At 72.6% G+C, this 21,502-nt stretch carries 15 protein-coding genes; 14 read left to right on the plus strand and 1 reads right to left on the minus strand.

Annotated elements, in window-relative coordinates:
* Positions 1 to 99 precede the first annotated feature (99 nt).
* The 3 genes from P3T27_RS02315 (at position 100) to P3T27_RS02325 (ending at position 3,266) form a co-directional block, all read left to right on the plus strand.
* The gene (locus tag P3T27_RS02315; RefSeq protein ID WP_280673971.1) at positions 100 to 1,050 is read left to right on the plus strand and encodes a hypothetical protein; all 951 of its coding nucleotides are present in this window, start codon (positions 100 to 102) and stop codon (positions 1,048 to 1,050) included.
* 250 nt (positions 1,051 to 1,300) lie between these two features.
* Positions 1,301 to 1,912, plus strand: a complete 612-nt coding sequence (locus P3T27_RS02320; protein WP_280673972.1) for a Uma2 family endonuclease — start codon at positions 1,301 to 1,303, stop codon at positions 1,910 to 1,912.
* The gene (locus tag P3T27_RS02325) at positions 1,905 to 3,266 is read left to right on the plus strand and encodes an EF-hand domain-containing protein (RefSeq protein ID WP_280673973.1); all 1,362 of its coding nucleotides are present in this window, start codon (positions 1,905 to 1,907) and stop codon (positions 3,264 to 3,266) included. The genes P3T27_RS02320 and P3T27_RS02325 overlap by 8 nt, the downstream gene beginning before the upstream one ends.
* Positions 3,267 to 3,269: 3 nt before the next feature.
* Here P3T27_RS02325 and P3T27_RS02330 read toward each other — a convergent pair whose 3' ends face one another.
* Positions 3,270 to 4,058 (minus strand): nucleotidyltransferase domain-containing protein, encoded by a 789-nt coding sequence (locus P3T27_RS02330; protein ID WP_280673974.1) that lies wholly within the window; start codon positions 4,056 to 4,058, stop codon positions 3,270 to 3,272.
* A gap of 515 nt (positions 4,059 to 4,573) precedes the next feature.
* On the opposite strand from P3T27_RS02330, the gene P3T27_RS02335 reads away from it, so the two are divergent.
* From P3T27_RS02335 to pstA, 11 genes are all read left to right on the plus strand, one after another.
* On the plus strand, positions 4,574 to 6,118 hold the full coding sequence (locus tag P3T27_RS02335) for a cytochrome ubiquinol oxidase subunit I (RefSeq protein WP_280673975.1): 1,545 nt from the start codon (positions 4,574 to 4,576) through the stop codon (positions 6,116 to 6,118).
* 19 nt (positions 6,119 to 6,137) lie between these two features.
* Positions 6,138 to 7,163 (plus strand): cytochrome d ubiquinol oxidase subunit II, encoded by a 1,026-nt coding sequence (gene cydB / locus P3T27_RS02340; protein ID WP_280673976.1) that lies wholly within the window; start codon positions 6,138 to 6,140, stop codon positions 7,161 to 7,163.
* Positions 7,164 to 7,167: 4 nt separating this feature from the next.
* Positions 7,168 to 10,677, plus strand: a complete 3,510-nt coding sequence (gene cydD / locus P3T27_RS02345) for a thiol reductant ABC exporter subunit CydD (protein WP_280673977.1) — start codon at positions 7,168 to 7,170, stop codon at positions 10,675 to 10,677.
* A 237-nt stretch (positions 10,678 to 10,914) separates the two neighbouring features.
* Positions 10,915 to 12,591, plus strand: a complete 1,677-nt coding sequence (locus P3T27_RS02350) for a GAF domain-containing protein (RefSeq protein ID WP_280674118.1) — start codon at positions 10,915 to 10,917, stop codon at positions 12,589 to 12,591.
* Positions 12,592 to 12,887: 296 nt separating this feature from the next.
* Complete coding sequence (locus tag P3T27_RS02355) at positions 12,888 to 13,166, plus strand: hypothetical protein (protein ID WP_280673978.1); 279 nt, start codon at positions 12,888 to 12,890, stop codon at positions 13,164 to 13,166.
* On the plus strand, positions 13,156 to 13,560 hold the full coding sequence (locus P3T27_RS02360) for a hypothetical protein (protein ID WP_280673979.1): 405 nt from the start codon (positions 13,156 to 13,158) through the stop codon (positions 13,558 to 13,560). Before P3T27_RS02355 ends, P3T27_RS02360 begins: the two co-directional genes overlap by 11 nt.
* 322 nt (positions 13,561 to 13,882) lie before the next feature.
* On the plus strand, positions 13,883 to 14,923 hold the full coding sequence (locus P3T27_RS02365; protein WP_280673980.1) for a substrate-binding domain-containing protein: 1,041 nt from the start codon (positions 13,883 to 13,885) through the stop codon (positions 14,921 to 14,923).
* Positions 14,924 to 15,273: 350 nt separating this feature from the next.
* Positions 15,274 to 15,858 (plus strand): hypothetical protein, encoded by a 585-nt coding sequence (locus P3T27_RS02370; protein ID WP_280673981.1) that lies wholly within the window; start codon positions 15,274 to 15,276, stop codon positions 15,856 to 15,858.
* Positions 15,859 to 16,089: 231 nt separating this feature from the next.
* Positions 16,090 to 18,756 carry a hypothetical protein gene (locus P3T27_RS02375; protein ID WP_280673982.1) on the plus strand — a complete coding sequence of 889 codons (2,667 nt, stop codon included), beginning with the start codon at positions 16,090 to 16,092 and terminating at the stop codon, positions 18,754 to 18,756.
* Between the two features lie 375 nt (positions 18,757 to 19,131).
* Positions 19,132 to 20,163 carry a phosphate ABC transporter permease subunit PstC gene (gene pstC / locus P3T27_RS02380; RefSeq protein ID WP_280673983.1) on the plus strand — a complete coding sequence of 344 codons (1,032 nt, stop codon included), beginning with the start codon at positions 19,132 to 19,134 and terminating at the stop codon, positions 20,161 to 20,163.
* A 43-nt stretch (positions 20,164 to 20,206) separates the two neighbouring features.
* Entirely contained in the window at positions 20,207 to 21,502 is a 1,296-nt protein-coding gene (pstA, locus tag P3T27_RS02385; protein WP_280673984.1) for a phosphate ABC transporter permease PstA, read from the plus strand.

The following is a 21,502-nucleotide window of genomic DNA, read 5'->3' on the forward strand; positions in this document are numbered from 1 at the left end:
AGAGTAAAGAATCCGTGTGCCTATGATCATCCCCGTCGGGCCGTCAACCACCGCCCGGCACACGGCTTTTGCTTTCCTACCGACCCGAAAGGGGTCATCGTGAAACTCCGCCGTACGCTGGTCTCGGCCGCCCTCGTCGCCGCCGTGATCTCGCCCGCAGCCATGCTCTCCGCGGCACCCGCCTTCGCGGAGTCGGCTCCGGCGGCTCAGAACGACACCGGCTCGATCGCCGCCCTGGAGAAGGCCGCCGCCGACGCGGTCAAGGCCTACCAGGCTGCCGTCGCCGCCGAGGCCGCCGGGCAGGCCGAGGTCAAGGCCTTCATGGACAACCCGCAGCCCTACCTCGGCAAGCTCCAGGAGGCCCAGGCCGCCGCCAAGACGGCCGCCGCGGCCCACGAGAAGACCTACAACGAAGCCGTGGAGGCCTCGGCCGCGTACCGCTCCGCGAAGCCGGAGGAGTTGGAAGCGGCCAGGGTGCGGATGCTGGCGGCGTTCGACGCCGCCAACGCCGCCACCGACGCGGACACCAAGGCCAAGGCCGCCGCGACCGCCGCCGGCACGGCACTGGACGACGCCAAGGTCGCGGTGCTGCGCAAGCTCGCCGCGCAGCAGGAGGCCACCAAGACCGCGGCCGCCGCGAAGGCCACCGCGGACAAGGCCCTCGCCGACGCCAAGGCCGCCGCCGAGAAGCCCACCGACAAGCCGGCCGACAAGCCGAGCGAGAAGCCGGTCGAGCAACCCGCCCCGGCCCCGACCGAGAAGCCGGTCGAGCAGCCCGCCGCCGTCACCCCGGTCTCGGACACCACCACCACCAACACCACCAACAACACCAACACCGGCACCGGCACCAAGGCGACCACCGCGAGCACCCAGGCCAAGTCGACGACCGCCACCACGGCCAAGGCGACCACCGGCTCGTCCACCGAACTCGCCGGGACCGGTTCCACCCCGGCCACCCCGTACCTCGCCCTCGGCGCCGGCCTCGCCATCAGCCTCGGCGCCGCCGCCCTCTACGTCTCCCGCCGCAAGCCGGTCCGCTCCACCTCCTGACCCACCCGGCTCCTGACCCACCCGGTTCGCGCCCGCTCGGGAGGAGGACGCGGACCCCACAGCACCCCGCACCGCAGGGCAGCCCCCTCCCGGCCCGCCCTGCGGTTTCGCGTCTCCGGGCCCGAAACGCCCCGATCGGGTGAACTCCCGCCGTTCACCCGGTCGGCCCCCCGGTCGTGTGCGACCGTGCTGCCGTTGCTTGTGCGGGCTCGCGCAGGCTGATCACACTGGACGGGAAAGAGGTGTCCCAATGAGCGTGCTCGTCGCCGAGAGGACCGTCGTGAACCTGGACCAGCAGTTGTGGCAGGCGTGGAAGTCCATGGATGTGCCCGAGGGCTTCCGAGCGGAGATCATCGAGGGGACGATCACGTTGTCACCCACCGGCAGCAGCCGCCATTTCGATGTCAACAACCGGGTCTTGGAAGATCTGTTCGTTCACCTGCGCGGCGGTGACTGGAGGCCGGGAAACGACTGCAATGTCATCGACGGGTTCAAGGTGCTCATCCCCGACGTGTTCGTCGCCCGGAGGGACATCGAGGAGATCGACCATCCGGAGGGCAAGGGCCTGCTTGCTTCCGGTGTCACTCTTGTCGTCGAGACCGTCTCGCCTGGCGCTGAGAACCGCCGCCGCGACCACGTCCTCAAACACCGTGCCTACGCCGCCGCCGGCATTCCGGTGTACGTGATCATCGACGACTACGACGACGGCGGTGCCGTGACCGTCCTCAGCGGTCCGGACCCCGAGCGCGGGTCGTACGCCTCCTCGACCCGGGTCCCGTACGGCGAGGAGGCCGTGATCCCGGAGGGCCCCGCGAAGGGGTTCGTGGTCGGGCCCGGGATCACCGGCGAGCGCCGTGGCTGACCCGGTGGTGTCGTTCCGGCGGGATCTGTCCGAGTGGCGGATCGCGCTGGTCGCCTGGCGGCTGCTGGTGCTGCAGGCGGCGGATCCGGTGGTGGGGGCCGGGATGGCGGAGCACTCGACGTACCAGGCGCATCCGTGGCGGCGGGTGGAGCACACGCTGGGGAGCGGGCGGCGGCTGTTCTACCAGGACGCGGAGGCGCTGCGGCGGGAGGTCGCGCGGCTGGACCGGGCGCACAAGCGGATCCGCGGGACGGCGCCGGACGGGCGGTCGTACGACGCCAGGGACGCGGCGACCAGGGCGTGGGTACTGCTGACGCTCTTCGAGTGCGTGGCCGCCATGCGGCGGCTGGGCGGGGACCCGTACGACGCGGCGCAACTGGAGCTGGCGTACGAGGAGTTCACCAGTACGGTCGCGGCCTTCGACCTGCCCGAGAGTGAACTGCCGGGCAGCGTGGCCGAGTTGCCGGACTACTTCGCCCGGATGGCGCGCGAGCGGCTGGAGTTCACCGAGGCAGCGCGCTACCTGCTGTTCGACATCCTGCACGAGGCGCCGCGGCCGCGCCGGCTCTGGTTCCTCGGCGACGCCGGCTGGCGGCTGGTGCGGGCGGTGGTGGCCCGGGTGATCACCGCGCTGACGGTGGCGGACCTGCCGCCGGCGGTGCGGGAGCGGTTCGGGTTGGTCCGGACGCGGCGGGCCGCGCTGCTGTCCTGGCTGCTGCACCGCGGCGCCGGTGCCGCCGTGCCCCTGCTGCCGGACCGGCTGCGCTACCGCTCCCCGGAGCAGCACGGCCCGTCCCGCTGGCGTCCGCCGCGCCGGGACACCCGCGAACCCCGGCTCGACCGCTTCTTCCGCGAGGTGCTGGACCAGACCGGCGACGGCTTCATCACCGTGCACGACCTGCGGGCGATGGCGCACAACGTGTGCTGGCAGCTGGACCTGGACGAGGCCGCCGAGGCCCGGGTGTACGAGGCCTTCGACGGCTGGTGGGAGCAGCTGCGCGTGGCCATGGACGCCAACGGGGACGGCCAGGTCAGCCGGGAGGAGTTCGTGGCGGCCACCCTCGCCGGCTGCGACCGCGACCCGGCCTACCTGGAGCAGGGGTTGCTGCCCGCACTGCGGGCCGTGTTCACCGCCGCGGACACCGACGGCAGCGGCTTCCTGGAGGCCGACGAGTACCGGGCGGTGTTCGGCGGGCCGCGCGTCCACCCGGCCGAACTCTCCCACGGGTTCCGCCAGTTGGACGTGGACGGGGACGGCCGGATCACCATGGAGGAGTTCCTGCACGGCTTCACCGAGTTCTTCACCGCCCGCGCCGACTCCACCCCGGGAAGCCAACTCCTCGGCCGGGCTTAGTGGTTACTCCTCCCGCAGCGCCGCCACGGTGTCGGCGACCAGGGTGCGGGCCTCGGCGACGGTGGCGGTCAGGGCCGCGGGCCCGGCGCCGAGGCCCGACAGCAGGGCCCCGGCGCGCCGGGCGAACCAGGGCGGGGTGGCGGGCAGGGCGCCCTTCTCGTTGAGGCACCAGCGCCGGGCGTCCGCGTGCAGGGCCTGGACCAGCACGCCGACGGCGCGGGAGAGGCAGAGCGCGACGTACAGGACGTCCCCGGTGTCGTCGCCCTTGGCCGCTCCCGCGGTGAGGAACTCGGCCTCCCAGGTGGCCCCGGTGAGCGCCGTCCGCAGCGCCTCCGGGTAGACCGCCATGGTGGCCCGGAGCCTGGTGAGTTCGCCGCTCGGGTCGGCGAGGACCTGCCCGAGGGCGAGCTCCCCGGCGTAGCAGGGGGACCAGAAGCCGAGCGGGTGCCCGGCCTGGATGCCGACCTCGTAGCGGCCCTCCCGGCAGTCCGCCCAGACCCGCCCGACCCGGTCCAGGTCGCGCAGGATCCAGTCGACGGCGGTGCCGTCCACGGTGAGCCAGGCGCCGCCGTCGACCCACGGGCCCCAGCCACCGGGTCCGGCCACCTCGACGTCCGGCCCAGCCAGCGTGCGCAGGGCGGCGAGGTCGAGGCGGCCCCGGTAGTAGACGCCCAGGTCCCAGTCGGAGTCGGGCCGGTGCTCGCCGCGGGCCCGGCTGCCGCCGAGCGCCACGCCGACCACGCCGGGGACCCGCACCAGCCGCTCGGCCATGTCCGCGATGATCGTCCGCATGCGGCCGAGTCTGGCACGGCCGGACGGCCGCCCGCCCGGAATTACCGCCGCCCGCCGCCGCCCGCCGATACCCGAACCGGCCCCGCCGCCAGGCCTGTTGGCGGCTCGACCGGAGACCCGGCCGTACGGGAGCCGCTGACACCCAGGCCCTGGCTGTTCTGCCCCGCCCCTGGCTGTTCTGCCCAGCGCCGTCGCCGACGGCGCGGGGCAGCGTCCTTCCGCCCAGCTCAGCCCTGTCAAGCGCCGGTTCGTCCAAGATCGCGCCCGCGGCTGCCCGGCCGTTCGTTGTCGCCGGGGCGGGTGGCTCCGCAGACTGTGCGCACCGTCACGCACCGCATCGCCGGCGAAACCCACCCCGCCCTCGATTCATCCGTAAGCATGATGGATACTGCTCCTTGTGAACGTGTTCACGTTCACAAGCGGACAAGCTTGCGTGGTTAGGCAGCGGTCTACGGCTTTAGATGAAGTTTGTCCGGAATGTGCCCTGAAATGGGGCAGGTTGGAGAGAGGGCGACGTGGAACTGGCAATCGCTCACGAGACCATCGCGCGATGGCAATTCGGCATCACCACCGTCTACCACTTCCTCTTCGTTCCGCTCACCATCAGCCTGGCCGCGATCGTGGCCGGGCTGGAGACCGCCTGGGTGCGGACGAACAAGGAGAAGTACTTCCACGCCACCAAGTTCTGGGGGAAGCTCTTCCTGATCAACATCGCGATGGGCGTGGTCACCGGCATCGTCCAGGAATTCCAGTTCGGCATGAACTGGTCCGACTACTCCCGCTTCGTCGGTGACGTCTTCGGTGCCCCGCTCGCGATGGAGGCGCTGATCGCCTTCTTCTTCGAGTCCACCTTCATCGGCCTGTGGATCTTCGGCTGGGACAAGCTGCCGAAGAAGCTGCACTGCGCCTGCATGTGGATGGTCGCCCTCGGCACCGTGCTCTCCGCCTACTTCATCCTGGCGGCCAACTCCTGGATGCAGCACCCGGTCGGCTACTCGATCGACCCGGCCACCGGCAAGGCCCAGCTCACCGACATCGCCAAGGTGCTGTTCCAGAACACCACCCTCACCGTCGTGGCGCACACCCTGACCGCCGCCTTCCTCACCGGCGCGGCCTTCATGGTCGGCATCGCCTCCTTCCACCTCTGGAAGGCCAAGCGCAGGCCGGAGAGCGCCGACCCCAAGAAGACCGCCGTGATGCGCACCTCGCTGCGGCTCGGCCTGGTGCTCGCCGTGGTCTTCGGCGCCGGCACCGCGCTCAGCGGCGACTCGCTCGCCAAGGTGATGTTCGAGCAGCAGCCGATGAAGATGGCCGCCGCCGAGGCCCTGTGGGACACCCAGTCGCCGGCGCCGTTCTCGATCTTCGCGGTCGGCGACGTCAGCAAGGGCCACAACTCGGTCGAGCTGGAGATCCCCGGGATACTCTCCTTCCTCGCCCACAGCGACTTCAACTCCTCCGTCCCCGGCATCAACGACACCGCGGCCGCCGAGGCCGCCAAGTTCGGCGGGGACCCCAAGGACTACATCCCGAGCATCTTCGTCACCTACTGGGGCTTCCGCCTCATGATCGGCTTCGGGATGACCTCCTTCGTGGCCGGCCTGATCGGGCTCTGGACCACCCGGCGCAAGAAGTTCCTGCACCCCGAGTTCCGCACCGGCGAGACCGAGGTGCCCCGGCTGATGCTCACCCCCCGGCGGGAGCTGGGCCCGTTCCTCACCAAGTGGAGCTGGCGGATCGGCATCCTGACCATGGGCTTCCCGCTGATCGCCAACAGCTTCGGCTGGATCTTCACCGAGATGGGCCGTCAACCCTGGGCCGTCTTCGGTCTGATGACCACCGCCAGCGCGGTCTCCCCCAACGTGGGCGTCGGCACCCAGATCGGCGCGCTGACCACCTTCACCCTGCTGTACGCGATCCTCGCCGTCGTCGAGGTCCGGCTGCTGGTCAAGTACGCCAAGGCCGGTCCGGTGGTGACGGAGCAGCCGCCCGCCAAGGACCCGTCCCTGCGCGGACCGTCCTCGGACGACGACGCCGACAAGCCTCTCGCCTTCGCCTACTGAGGACCACAGGGGATCTGACATGCAACTCCACGACGTCTGGTTCGTACTGATCGCGGTCCTGTGGATCGGCTACTTCTTCCTGGAGGGCTTCGACTTCGGAATCGGCATCCTGACCAAGCCGCTCGCCCGCAACACCGCCGAGCGGCGGGTGCTGATCAACACCATCGGCCCGGTCTGGGACGGCAACGAGGTCTGGCTGCTGACCGCCGGCGGCGCCACCTTCGCGGCCTTCCCGGACTGGTACGCGACCCTGTTCAGCGGCTTCTACATCCCGCTGCTGATCATCCTGGTCTGCCTGATCGTGCGCGGCGTGGCCTTCGAGTACCGGGCCAAGCGCGACGGCGCGCGCTGGCAGCGCAACTGGGAGGAGGCCATCTTCTGGACCTCGCTGCTCCCGGCCTTCCTGTGGGGCGTGGCCTTCGCCAACATCGTGCGCGGCGTCGACATCGACGCGCAGAAGAACTACGTCGGCACCTTCTGGGACCTGCTCAACCCGTACGCGCTCCTCGGCGGCCTGGTGACGCTCAGCCTGTTCACCTTCCACGGCGCGGTGTTCGCGGCGCTCAAGACGGTCGGCGGGATCCGTGACCGGGCCCGGGCGACCGCCCTGCGGGTGGGCGTGGTGTCCGCGGTGCTGGCGCTGGCCTTCCTGTGCTGGACGCAGGCCGACAACGGCAACGGCCGCAGCCTGGCCGCCCTGGTCATCGCCGTGCTGGCCCTGGTCGGCGCGCTGGCGGCCAACCAACTCGGCCGCGAGGGCTGGGCGTTCATCCTCTCCGGGGCGACCATCGTCGCCGCCGTCGCGATGCTCTTCCTGGCGCTCTTCCCGAACGTCATGCCATCCACCCTCAACGAGGGCTGGAGCCTGACGGTGAGCAACGCGGCCTCCTCGCCGTACACGCTGAAGCTGATGACCATCGTGGCCGCGGTGTTCACCCCGCTCGTGCTGCTCTACCAGGGCTGGACGTACTGGGTGTTCCGCAAGCGCATCGGCGTCCAGCACATCCCCGGGCACGACCCGGCCGCCGCGCTCGACCAGGCCTGACGCCGTGCAGCCGGTCGACCCCCGACTCCTCGGGTACGCCCGCACCACCCGTGCCTTCCTCGCCGGATCGGTCCTGCTCGGCGGGGCGGGCGCGGCCCTGGTGGTCGCCCAGGCGAGTCTGATCGCCGAGATCGTCGTCCGCGCCTTCCAGCGCCAGGCGACCCTCGGCGAGCTGACCACGCCACTGCTGCTGCTCGCCCTGACGGCCGTCGGGCGCGGGCTGGTCGGCTGGCTCACCGAACTCACCGCGCACCGCTCCGTCGCCCGGGTGAAGTCCACCCTGCGGCGCCGGCTGCTCGACCACGCCACCGCGCTCGGCCCGGCCTACCTGGCGGGCCGGCGCACCGGCGAACTCACCACCCTCGCCACCCGCGGCGTCGACGCCCTCGACGACTACTTCGCCCGCTACCTGCCGCAGTTGGCGCTCGCCGTGGTCGTCCCGGTGATCGTCCTGCTGCGGATCGTCGGCGCCGACTTCACCTCGGCCGCGATCATCGCCGGGACGCTCCCGCTGATCCCGCTGTTCATGGTGCTGATCGGGATGGCCACCCAGTCCCGGATGGACCGGCAGTGGGACACCCTGTCCCGGCTCTCGCACCACTTCCTGGACGTGGTCGCCGGGCTGCCCACCCTCAAGGTGTTCAACCGGGCCCGCGCCCAGGCCGCCACCATCGCCCGGATCACCGCCGACTACCGCCGGGCCACCCTGCGCACCCTGCGGATCGCCTTCATCTCCTCCTTCGCGCTGGAACTGCTCTCCACCCTGTCGGTCGCGCTGGTCGCGGTCACCGTCGGCTTCCGGCTGGTCGACGGCACGCTCGACCTGGAGACCGGGCTGCTGATCCTGGTCCTCGCCCCCGAGGTGTACGTTCCGATCCGCCAGGTCGGCGCGCTCTACCACTCCAGCGTGGAGGGGCTGACCGCCGCCGACGAGATCTTCCAGGTGCTGGAGACCCCGCTGCCCGCCGCCGGCACGGTGCCCGCGCCCGCCCTCGCCGGGGCGGTCGTCGCCGTCTCCGACCTGGTCGTGCGACACCCCGGGCGGACCGAACCCGCGCTGGACGGCGCCGCGCTGACCCTGCGCCCGGGCGCCACCACCGCCCTCACCGGCCCGAGCGGGGCCGGCAAGTCCACCCTGCTCGCCGTCCTGCTCGGGCTCACCGCCCCCGACGCCGGCACCGTCCGGATCACCGCCGCCGACGGGCGGACGTACGACCTGGCCGAACTGGAGCCGGAGAGCTGGCGGCGGCAGATCGCCTGGGTGCCGCAGCACCCGCACCTGTTCGCCGGGACGGTCGCCGAGAACCTGCGGCTCTACCGCCCGCAGGCCACCGACGAGCAGCTGTGGACGGCGCTGCGGGCCGCGCACGCGCTCGACTTCGTCAGCCGGCTGGACGCGCCGCTCGGCGAGGACGGCGCCGGGCTCTCCGCCGGCCAGCGGCAGCGGCTCGCGCTCACCCGGGTCCTGCTCGCCGACGACCGGCCGCTGATCCTGCTCGACGAGCCGACCGCGAGCCTGGACGGCGCCTCCGAGGCCGCCGTCGTGGACGCCGTCCGGGCCCTCGCCGAGGACCCGGCGCGCACCGTGCTGATCGTCGCGCACCGGCCGGCGCTGCTGGCCGTCGCCGACCAGCGGGTCCGGCTGGCGGGCGCCGCCGCGCCGGCCGCCGCTCCCGTCGAGCGGCCCTCGCACAGCGGGCGGCCGACGCCCGCCCCCGCCGAGGCGGAGGACGAGCCCGCGGCGGCCGCCGCCACCCCCCGGCTGGCGCTGTCGGTCCTGCTCGGCGCGCTCGCCCTCGGCTGCGCCGTCGCGCTGATGGCCACCTCCGGCTACCTGATCTCCCGGGCCTCCGAGATGCCGCCGGTGCTCTACCTGATGATGGCCGTCACCTCGGTGCGGGCCTTCGGCATCGGCCGCAGCGTCTTCCGCTACGCGGAGCGGCTGGTCTCGCACGACGCCGTGCTGCGCACCCTCGGCACCCTGCGGGCCGCCGTCTACCGGCGGCTGACCGTGCTCGCCCCGGCCGGGCTGCCCGCCTTCCGGCGCGGCGACCTGCTCTCCAGACTGGTCGCCGACGTCGACGCGATCCAGGACCACCACCTGCGCTGGCGGCTGCCGGCCGCCGTGGCGGGCGTGGTCTCGCTGGTCGCGACGGTCGCGCTGGGCGCCTTCCTGCCCGCCGCCGGGGTCGTGCTCGGGCTCGGGCTGCTGCTCGCGGGCGCGGTGGTGCCCGCGCTGGCCGCCCGCTGGTCGGCCGGCGCCGAACGGCGGCAGGCCCCGGCGCGCGGGCGGCTCGCCACCACCGTCGTGGACGCCTTCACCGGCACCGCCGAACTCACCGTGGCCGGCGCGCTGCCCGGCCGGCTGGCCGCCGTCCGCACCGCCGACGCCGCGCTCACCCGGCTGGCCGCCCGCTCGGCCGCCACCACCGCGCTCGGCACCGGGTTGATCGCGCTGCTCACCGGGCTGACCGTGACCGCCGCGGCGGCGGTCGGCATCCAGGGGGTGCGCGGCGGGGCGCTGGCGCCGGTCTGCCTGGCGCTGGTCGTGCTCACGCCGCTGGCCGCCTTCGAGGCCGTCACGGGGATGCCGCTGGCCGTCCAGGCCCGCCAGCGCAGCCGGGCCGCGCAGGCCCGGCTCGACGAGGTGCTGGCTGCCGAAACCCTGGTGGCCGAGCCTACGGATCCCGTGGCGCTGCCCGAGCGGCCGCTGCCGATCGCGGTGCGCGGACTGACCGTCCGGCACCCCGGGCAGGCCGTGGACGCGCTGGCCGAGGTGGACCTCGACCTCGCCCCCGGCCGCCGGATCGCCGTGGTCGGCCCGTCCGGCTCCGGCAAGACCACCCTGGCCCAGGCGCTGCTGCGGTTCCTGGAGCCGGGCGCGGGCGACGTCACCTTCGCCGCGGACCGTCCACAGGCTGTGGACAGTCGCTCGCTCGCGGGCGAGGACGTCCGCCGGGTGATCGGGCTGTGCGCGCAGGACGCCCACGTCTTCGACAGCTCACTGCGGGAGAACCTGCGGCTGGCCCGGCCGGGCGCCGCCGAGGACGAGCTGCGCGCCGCGCTCGCCGGGGCCCGGCTGCTGGACTGGACGCAGACCCTGCCCGACGGCCTGGACACCATGGTCGGTGAGCACGGCGCCCGGCTCTCCGGCGGCCAGCGGCAGCGGCTCGCGCTCGCCCGGGCACTGCTCGCGGACTTCCCGGTGCTCGTCCTGGACGAGCCCGCCGAACACCTCGACCTGCCCACCGCCGACGCGCTCACCGCCGACCTGCTGGCCGCCACCGAGGGCCGCACCACGGTGCTGATCACCCACCGGCTGGCCGGACTGGACGACACCACGGTCGACGAGGTGCTGGTGCTGGACGGCGGCCGGGTCGCCGAGCGCGGCCGCTGGTCGGAGCTGGTCGCGGACGAGGACGGGCGGCTGCACGCCATGTGGCGGCGGGAGCGGGCGGCGGACGGGCTGCTGGAGCCGGACGGCTTGCTGGAGCCGGTGGGCGCGGGGCGGTAGCCGCTTGCCGCGCGCCGCGCGCCGCGCGCCGTCCGCCGGTCGCTGGTCGCTGGTCGCGCCATCCTTCGGCTGAAAACCGTACAAACTAGGCTCTTCTTCATGGACCCCACGCCAGACCTCCCCTCCGCCCCCGAGCCGACACCCCACCGGGTGCCGGAGATCGCCTCGCTCGGGCTGGACACCCTGGTCACCGAGGTCGCGGAGCGCCTGCAGTCGGCCGCCGCGGTCACCGACCGGATGCAGCGGCTGCTGGAGGCGGTGGTCTCGATCGGTGCCGGGCTCGACCTGCACGCCACCCTGCACCGGATCGCCACCGGCGCCGCCGAACTGGTCGACGCCCGGTACGCGGCGCTCGGCGTGATCGCCCCCGGCGGCACCGGCCTGGCCGACTTCATCCACGTCGGCATCGACGACGAGACCGCCGCCGCGATCGGCGAGCTGCCCGCCGGGCGCGGCATCCTCGGCGCGCTCATCGACCGCCCCGAGCCGCTGCGGCTCAGCGAGCTCGGCGCGGACCCGCGCTCCTCCGGATTCCCGCCGCACCACCCGGAGATGAGGACCTTCCTCGGCGAACCGATCCGGGTCCGCGACGAGGTCTTCGGCAATCTCTACCTCACCGAGAAGAAGGGCGGCGGCGCCTTCACCCCCGAGGACGAGCAGGTGGTGCACGCGCTCGCCGCGGCGGCCGGCGTCGCGATCGAGAACTCCCGGCTGTACGAGGAGGGGCGGCGCCGGGAGCGCTGGATCGCCGGCGCCTCCGCCGTCACCACGGCACTGCTCTCCACCGACCAGGCCGAGACCGCGCTGACCGTCGCCGCCGAGCAGGTGCGGGAGCTGGCGGACGCCGCGCTCGGCATGATCCTGCTCCCGACCGAACCGACGGAACCCTCGGGGGACGACGGCGGGCAGATGCGGGTCGCCCACGCCTCCGGCGAGGCCGCCGAGTTCGTCCGGGGCGAACTGCTGCCCCAGGAGAGCTTCGCGGCCCGGCTGCTCTCGGGGGAGAGCGTCTACCTGGACGACATGTCCAGCGACCCGACCGTGATGATCCGGCTCGCCCGCGGCTTCGGCCCGTCCATGGCCGTCCCGATGGTCGCCGCCGGCCGGGTGCTCGGCGGGCTCTGCGTCTGGCGCCCGCGCGGCGCGCTGCCGTTCACCGACACCGAGAAGCAGCTCGCCGAGACCTTCGCCTCGCAGGCCGCGCTCGCCCTGCGGCTCGCCGAGGGCCAGCGCGACCAGCAGCGCCTGGCCGTCTTCCAGGACCGCGACCGGATCGCCCGCGACCTCCACGACCTGGTGATCCAGCGGCTGTTCGCCACCGGGATGATGCTGGAGAGCGCGGCCCGACGGTCGGTGGTGCCCGAGGTGAAGGTCGGCATCGGCAAGGCGGTGGACGAGCTGGACGCCACCATCCAGGAGGTCCGCACCACCATCTACGCCCTCCAGCACGACAACCACGGTGACACGCCGGACACCCTGCGCACCCGGGTGCTGCGGGAGGCCAGCCAGGCCGCGGCGGCGCTCGGCTTCAAGCCGTCGGTGAGCTTCGTCGGCCCGGTGGAGAGCCTGGTCGGCGAGAAGACCGGCCGTCAACTGCTCGCCGCACTCCGGGAGATGCTCTCCAACACGGCCCGGCACGCGCGGGCCTCCCGGGTCGGCGTGGAGATCGACGCGACCGCCCACCTGGACGACGGCGGCCGGCCGGTCAGCGGCGACCCGGACTCGCTGGACCGGGGCGGGCGGCCGGGCGTGCTGCTGACGGTGACCGACGACGGCGTCGGCATTCCGCCGGGCGGCCGGCGCAGCGGCCTGCGCAACCTGACCCGGCGGGCCGAGGCGCTCGGCGGCGACGCCTGGCACGAGGTCGGGCCGTACCGGAAGGGCACGATGGTCCGCTGGACGGCCCGGCTCTGAGCCCCGGCCCCGATCGTCCTCTCGCAGCTGGCTGGTGAAAGTTAAACGAGGGAGAACTTCCCGACCAACAGCGCAAGTTGTGAACGTTCTGGGCTTTCGGCGGCTCAGTGTGCACACATAGCTTTGCTCCGGTCTCGGAGGGGTAACCGGACGGGGGATCAGTGGACGCGTCTGGCCGCGGGAACACCGCAGCAGGGGTAAGTCGGGGCGGGTTCAGGACTGAGCGGGCCCCGGACGGGCGCTACCGCTGGCAGCTGAAGGCGCCGAACGGCCGAGTGGTGGCGATCACCCCGGCCATGTTCGAGACTCCCGGCGAGGCCGAGCGCGGCTTCGACGGGTTACGCGTCGGGGCCGCCGAGCTCACCGCGCGGATCACCCACGTCCGCGACGGCATCGGCTGGATCTGGGTCATCCCGGGTTCGCGCAGCCTCCCCGAAGTGCGCTCCAGCCGCGCGTACGAGCGGTACGCGACCTGCCAGAACGCCTTTCGCCGCTTCGTCGTGCTGCTCGCCAAACAGCCCCCGCGGGAACTGCCCGAGAGGGCCGTGTCGTTGAGACACACCGATGGCCGCTGAGCGGCGCGGCCCGCGGCTGCTGATCGTGCCCGCGGCCGACCGCTGTCTGGGCTGGGCCCTGCGCGCCGCCAACGGGCGGCCGCTCGGCGTCGGCGTGCGCACGTACCGGAGCGAGGACGAACTCGCCGAGGCGGTGCGGGAACTGATCATCGAACGGGCCGCCCTGCGGTGCTCGACGGGGCAGTCCGAGGGCCGGCAGTGGGTCTGGTCCGCCTACCTGCCGGTGCGCAGCACCCGGCCGGGGGCGGCCGACGCCGTCCCGGTCGCGCGCAGCGCGCGCGGGTACCTGCGGCGCGACCAGTGCCAGGCGGGGATCGAGGGGTTCCTGGCCGGATTGCAGTGGGTGGGGCAGGAGTTGCGGCGCAGCGGGCGGGACGTCCGCCGGCCGCTGTGAGGCGACCGGGGCGTTCGTGCTCTTCCGGTGAAGCGAAGGTTTCCGGCACCCCCCCGAGCCGCCTCCTGGAGAAGAACGTCGACCGGGTTCGGACACCGGGTTGTGCCCCTGTCACGTGCGCACTGACCAGTGCCTAAACCTCGTCGAACCGATGAGTCGACATTCCCGGGCCGGTCTCGACCACCCTTCCGGCGCAACCTCCCGGCCAGACAGGATCAGCACTGCCGGACCGGGCCGCAGCGGAGGCGGTCCCCCGGCCCCGGGCTCCCCATCAGGGCCCGGGTAACGCGATGCAGGTCTCTCCCACCGGAGGAACAAGAACATGCGTAAGACCGCTGCCAAGCTTCTCGCCGCCGCCGCGCTGGCGACCTCCCTCGCCACCGTCGCCTCGGGCTCGGCCGTCGCCGACCCGGCCGCCGGTGTCACCCCGGCCGCCCAGGACATCGTGGGTGTCGGCTCGGACACCATCCAGGTTCTGCTGAACCAGTTCTCGGCCGACTACAACGCCTCCCTGGGCGCCGGTTCCACCGCGCCGCACCTGTACAGCTGGGACGCGACCGGCACCTCGCCGATCACCACCAAGACCGGTGCCACCTCGATCGCCCGCCCGAACGGCTCCGGCGCCGGCATCAAGGCCCTGGTCGCCAACACCAGCGCGACCGTGGACTTCGCCCGCTCCTCGCGCGGCCCGGCGGCGACCGACGCCCACGGCCTGGACTTCGTCGCGCTCGCCAAGGACGCCGTCACCTGGTCCGCCCCGAGCACCGGCAACGCCCCGGCGCAGCTGACCTCGGCGCAGCTGACCGCGATCTACAACTGCACCACCACCAACTGGACCCAGATCAACGCGAGCCTGCCGAACGCCACCATCAAGCCGTTCCTGCCGCAGGCCGACTCCGGCACGCGCTCCTTCTTCCTGGGCGCGATCGGCGTGACCACCCCCGGCGCCTGCGTCACCACCGGCCCGGAGGAGAACGAGGGCACCGACGCCAACCTGACCGACCCGAACGTCGTCTTCCCCTACTCCGTCGCCCACTACCTCGGCCAGACCGTCGGCGGCCACGGCACGGCGACCGACGCCCCCGGCAGCCTGACCCTGCGCAACATCGTGGTCAACGGCGCCACCCTGACCCCGATCACCAACAACGTGATCAACACCAAGTTCGCCAACTCCTCCTTCGGCCGCGTGGTCTACAACGTGGTCCGCGACACCGAGTGGACGGCGACCGACGCGCACGGCCAGGCGCTCCAGGCGATCTTCGGCTCCAACGGCTGGATCTGCAACGACCCGGTCGCCGCCGCCGACCTGGCGAGCTACGGCTTCCTGGCCACCCCGGCCTGCGGTGTCGCCACCCTCACCTGATTCACCCCGCACCATCCGGCGGCCACGGGCTTCGCGCCCGTGGCCGCCGGCCCACCGGCAGGGCGTCCCGAAGGGAACGGGCCGGCTGAGGAACCCGCCGGCCCCCGCCCACCACGCCTACCCGCTGCCGACCGCGGCCTGCGGTGTCGCCACCCTCACCTGAGACCACGGGGCACCCCGCGCCCCACCGTCGCCGCCGACCCGGCGGGACGCGGAATCTCGCGCTGCCCACCTGTGGCTCCGTACCGCACCCCTGAACCACGGATCCGGCTCCGGCCGGACCTGTCGGCCGGTCCTCGGACCGGTGCTCCACCCTCAGCGCGAAACCTTCCTCTCCCAAGGAGACCAGCATGTCCCGTACCACCGGTCGGTTCCTCGCCGGCGGCGTCGCGGTCGTCCTCGCCGTCACCGCCTTCAGCGGCGTGGCCGCGGCCGACGCCGCTCCCGCCCCCACCGGCAGCGCCATGATGACCGAGAACAACACCTTCCTCCAGGCCGCGGCGAGCAACGGCGTGTTCATCGTTCCGCTGCCGAACGCCGGCGTTTCCTACGACACCACCGCGGGCCTGTCGACGAGCCTCCCGGTGACCGGCGGCAGCGTCAACCTGCGCGGCTACTACGGCAACGCGACGCTCGGTGGCAGCCTGCTGTTCGTCGACGTCTTCACCGGTAAGAGCGTGCTCTTCAAGCAGCTCGCGTTCAGCGCCGACGACTGGCGCCTCACCGGTGTGCCGGACGGCGCCACCGACCCGGTCCTGCTGTTCAAGCCGGCCGGCCTGCAGCGGACCGAGCAGAGCGGTACCACGCAGTCCCTGACCGCGTCCGCGCTCACCGTGGACGCCTCGGGCGCGCAGTTCCTCGACGGCAAGCTGAACACCGCCTTCTTCACGAACGGCCAGGCGGTCGGTTCCTTCACGCTGACCGTCAACGGCTGAGCACCGCCCACCGGTTGGTCCAGGCCCGTGCCGACAGGCACGGGCCTGTTTTCCCGTGGGGGCGTCAACTCTGCGACCGAGGTGCCGCGTTGTGGTCTCGTACACGCGCGCGACCGGATCCGGCCATCTGCGGCTGGCCGAATGGACGGGTACCGGAATCGTTGGCCGCTCGATGCCTGATCCCCTGCGCCGCGTCTCCCGGCGGCGCGCAATCGCACGGAGGTGCCCGCCATGAGAGTCCGACCGCCCGACCGGAGACCTTCGGGCCGGTGGCGCCGCCGACTGCCCGCTCTCGCGATGGTGTGGTCGTCGGTGGTCGCGATCGGCGTGCTGCCGATCGGCCTGGGGGCGCTGCCGCAGGCCGTGGCGGAGGACTCCGCCGTCACGGTGCCGGGGCCCAAGGTGTGGCAGCCGAACGACGGCGTGTACGGCCCCGAGGGGAGCGTGAGCGTCGCGCAGACCAGGAACCTGGTCAACCAGGTGGTCCACGTCAGCTGGAAGGGGTTCACCCCGACCTCGGACGCCAACGGCGATCCCTGGCTGAACGGGCCGGCACCGCGTAGCGAGCAGCCCTTCTACCAGGTGCGGGTGTACCAGTGCCGGGGCACCGACCCCAAGGTCACCGACTGCTACGACAGCACTCTGTACAACGCCGACGCGGCGGCGGGCTTCCAGCAGAAGACGCCCGCCCCGGGGACGACCTTCCCCGACTACCCGTCGAACATGGTCGTCTCGGTCACGGGCGCGGACGGTTCGGGCTTCGCGGACATCGAGCTCTACACGTCCGACCAGAGCCCCACCCTGCGCTGCGACGACAAGCACCCGTGTTCGCTGGTCGTCGAGCCCAACTACGGTGGCGACTCCATCGCTTGGGCGGACAAGACCCGCAAGGGCGTCCTCGGCTGCGACAACCACAGCCTGGACCTGGACTTCGGCATGGCGTCCGACCTGAAGCTCAACGGCACCATCAACCGCTACACGAACATGAAGACGTCCGAGCAGTGCTCCTGGGAGCGCCGCGCGGTGGTGCCGTTGGCGTTCGCCCCCACGGCGGCGGCCTGTCCGGACCAGCACGCGGCCTTCAGGGTGGCCGGACTCGAACCGGCCAAGCGGGCGATGGCGCAGTGGCAGGCCGGGCTGTGCCAGGGCACCGAGCCGATGTCGCTCACGTACGGCTTCGCGAACGGCGACGCGCAGGCCCGCACGGACTTCCTGTCGGGCAGCGGCGACATGGCGCTGGCGTCCCGGCCGGACACCCAGGCGCCGCCACCCCGCCCGTACGTGTACGCGCCGATCGCGACCTCGGGAATCTCCGTGGTGTTCGTCGTGGACGACCCGAACACCGGTCGGCAGATCAGGAGCATGAAGCTCAACGCGCGGTTGCTGGCCAAGCTGCTCACGCAGTCCTACGCCTCGCCCGGCGCCGCGATCCCGTCGGTGAAGGGCAACCCGATCTGCATCTTCGACGACCCGGAGTTCCAGAAGCTGAACCCGCTGCCCTCGGACGGCACGGTCTCCTGGCCCACGGGCTGCCTCTCCAACAACACCACCCCGACGGTGTTCGGCGGGACGGCGGACATGACGTACCAGCTGACGTCGTGGATCGCCGCGGACCCCGACGCGGTGCGCTTCCTGGACGGCGAGTCCGACCCGTGGGGCATGCACGTGGACAGCTTCTACCTGCGCCCCGCCTTCTCCGGCTACCCGACCGACTCCCTCGTCCGGCAGGACTCCTCGGGGATCCCGGACGCGACGGAGGACGCCAAGCGCAACTGGAAGCAGTTCGAGTGGAACCCGATCTCGACCGGGCTGAACGACGTGGTGCGCAAGGTGCTGTGGAACCAGCCCAACTGCGTCAACGGGGACACGAAGTCGGACGGCTCGCACGACCTGTGCCCGCCGCTCAAGATCGGGAAGCGGACCCTGTTCGCGATCATGGACACCGGTGAGGCGAAGGCCTACTCGCTGCCCGAGGCCCAACTGCTCAACCCGGCCGGCGGTTTCGTCTCACCGGACGGCCCGGGGTTCCAGGCGGCCGTCGCCGACATGACCGTCGACCAGGCCACCGGCGTGCAGTCCCTGCCGTACGGCGCGTCCGACTCGGCCCTCTCGCGTGACCAGAAGGCCTACCCGCTGACCGCCGTGCAGTACGCGATGCTCCCGACCAAGGACGTCGCGGCCGGCAAGGTGGCCGCGATGACCACGTTCATGCGCGCGGTGACCACCACCGGCCAGGTCTACGGGTACGAGCCCGGCCACCTCGCCCCCGGCTTCCTCGCCCTGACCGCCGCCCAGCGGACCCAGACCGCGGACGCGATCGGCCACCTGGCGGCGCAGGACGCCAAGCTGCCCGGCAACCAGGCCGCGCCGCCGAACCCGCCCGCGACCGGCGGTGACGGTTCGACGCCGGCCTCCGGTACGGGCGGTGGGCAGGGCGTCGCCTCGGTCAGCCAGGCCGGTGAGGGCGGGGCGTCCGGCGGGAGCGGGGCCGCGGCCGCCGGCGGGACCGGGGACCTGGCGTCCGGCGGGTCCGGCGGGGCCTCCACCGGCGGCCTGTCCGGCACCGGTACGGGCGCCGCGACCGGCGGTGCGGGTGCCGCGGCCGGTGGAGCGGGGGCGGCGGCCGGCGGAGCGGTGGCGGGTGCCGGTGCGGGTGCCAAGCCAGGTGCGGCGCCCGGCACGCCCGGCAAGTCGCTGTCCGCCGCGCCCGTCGCCGCCGGTACTCCGGCGTCCGACCGCTCCGGCGCCGCCCGGCTGCTGCTGCCCGTCGCGCTGATCGGCGGCCTGGTGCTGCTGGTCGGCGGTCCGGCGGCGCTCTTCCTGGGCGGGACGCCCGCCGGGGCGCGGGCGCTGGCGGAGGTGCGGAAGGGCTGGTCGCGGGTGCGCCGCCGGCCGTGACGGTCTGACGCGGTGACGCCACGGAATCACCGAAGCACGACTCGGCGGGGCCGCCGTTTCGGCCCCGCCGAGTCGTTTCCGCATGGGTGAAGTCGCTTGGAGTCAACGCGCGTTGCGTCCGGAACGGAATCGGCCAATGGTCCGACCATGCGTGAGCGAAGTCAAATACCGTCCACATCAAAGGACTTGGGTGAGAAACCCCAGCACGGACACGTCATTCTCCGGTCCGGTCCGGCCACCCGGAGTTCCCAACTCCGTTACCGAGTCGCCGCGTTGGGCCCTCGTACACACACACGACCCGATCCGGCCACCTGCGGCTGGCCGAATGGGTACGCACCGGATCCGTCCCCCGCACCCGAGCACGGAGAGCAGACCATGACATCCGCCGCCGAGCCCGCGGCACCGTACGCCGGGGTGCCAGGCCAACCCGACCACGGGCCCGACCGGGACGTCCCGCGCACCATCACCGCCCCCGCGACCCCGGGCGACCGGTTGTTCCGCGGGGTGCTGCGGGTGGCCGGGCTCTCGGTCTTCGCGATCATGGGGATGATCGCGTTCTTCCTGGTCCTGCGGGGCACGGACGCGCTGCGCGCGGTCGGCTGGTCCTTCCTGACCGAGCAGAAGTGGCAGACCGCCGCGCACAACTTCGGCATCGCGGCCGTCCTGCCGAACGGCCTGCTGATCGCCGTCATCGCCCTGGTGATCGCCGTCCCGGTCGCCCTCTTCACCGCGATCTTCATCTCCGAGTACGCGCCGGTCCGGTTGCGGGCGGCGCTGATCTCGCTGATCGACCTGATGGCGGCGATCCCCAGCATCATCTACGGCCTGTGGGGGCTGTTCTTCCTCCAGCCGCGCATCATCGGCTTCGTCCGCTGGCTGACCAACCACCTCGGCGACACGATCCCCTTCCTCAAGGTGCGCACCGGCGACATCGGCACCTCCTACACCTCCTCCACCTTCATCGCGGGCGTGGTCGTCGCGCTGATGATCATCCCGATCGTGACCTCGCTCAGCCGGGAGGTGTTCTCCCAGGCCCCGCAGGGCGAGCGGGAGGGCGCGTACGCGCTGGGCTCGACCCGGTGGGGGATGGTGCGCGCGGTGGTCCTGCCGTTCGGCAAGGGCGGGGTGATCGGCGCGATCATGCTGGGCTTCGGCCGGGCGATGGGGGAGACGATCGCGGTCGCGCTGATCATCTCGCCGAGCTTCAAGACCATCACGCACATCCTGGAGAACGGCGCCAACTCGATCTCGGCGCTCATCGCGCTGCGCTTCGGCGAGTCGGACGCGCTCTCGCTCTCCGCGCTGATGGCAGCCGGCCTGGTGCTGTTCGCGCTGACCCTGCTGGTCAACGTGGCGGCCGGCTTCGTGATCAACCGGTCCCGCTCCGGGGCCTCCACCGCGGACTGAGGCGGCGTACCGACATGACCCACCGCGTCGAAGGGACGACCCGATGACCACGCTCGACCTGCCACCGGTCGCCGCGTCCGAGCCCGGAGGTCCGACGCCCCCCGGCTCCGCCGAGGTGCCGGCCGAGGCCGCGCCACCGCGCTCCCAGACCAAGGTGCGGCTCGGCGGTGTGACCCGCGAGGACGTGTTCACCGTGGCCGGCGCACTGGTCGGCTCGCTGGCGCTGAACTGGCTGCTGTACGAGCGGGTGCTGCCGTTCAGCGGCGCGTTCGGCTTCCTGGTCTGCTGGTACCTCCTGTTCCTGGCGGGCTACTTCGCGCTCGGACGGCTCCAGTGGGGCAAGCTGATGGTGCGCGACCGGCTGGTGGCGGTGGCCTCCTGGAGCTCCGGGCTGCTGGTGGTCGCGCTGATCGTCGACCAGATCGGCTACGTGGCCAGCCGCGGCTACGAGGCGGCCCAGCACGTCAACTTCTTCACCGAGTCGATGGAGCAGACCGCCGCGCTCTCCCCGATCACCTCCGGCGGCGCGCTCAACGCGATCGTCGGCTCGCTCGAACAGCTGGGCCTGGCAACGCTGTTCGCGGTGCCCCTGGGCATCGCGGCGGCGATCTTCATGTCCGAGGTCGGCGGCCGGCTGGCGCGCCCGGTGCGGACGCTGGTCGAGGCGATGACCGCGCTGCCCTCCATCGTGGCCGGCCTGTTCATCCTCGGCGTCTTCATCATCACCTTCGGCTTCGAGAAGAGCGGCTTCGCGGCCTCGCTGGCGCTGACCGTGATGATGATGCCGATCGTCACCCGGGCCGCCGAGGTGGTCATCCGGCTGGTGCCCGGCACCCTGCGGGAGGCCTCGTACGCGCTCGGCGGCAGCCAGTGGCGCACGGTGTGGAACGTGGTGCTTCCCACCGCCCGGCCCGGTCTGGTGACGGCGGTGGTGCTCGGCATGGCGCGCGGCGTCGGCGAGACCTCGCCGGTCCTGCTGACCTCGGGCTTCACCTCGCAGTTCAACGCCGACCCGTTCCACGAGCACCAGGTGTCGCTGCCGCTGTACATCTGGAACTACGTCAAGCAGCCCTACCCCGAGATGGTCGCCCGCGCCTTCGCGGCCGGACTGACCCTGATGGTCCTGGTGCTGATCCTCTTCGTCACCGCGCGCGTGCTCGGCGGCCGCAAGCCGGGTGAGCTGACCAGGCGTCAGAAGCGCCGGATCGACCGGGAGGCACGGAGCGCCGAGGCCGCCGCACGAGCCGCCCGGCCGTCCGGCACCGTCCGTCCGGCGACGGCGCGGACCGCGTCCGCTCACGCGTCGGCCACCGCCGTCCCACTCCCCGGGAACAGCTGA

It is taken from the genome of Kitasatospora sp. MAA19, from assembly GCF_029894125.1.
In the GTDB taxonomy this organism is placed as follows: Bacteria; Actinomycetota; Actinomycetes; order Streptomycetales; family Streptomycetaceae; genus Kitasatospora.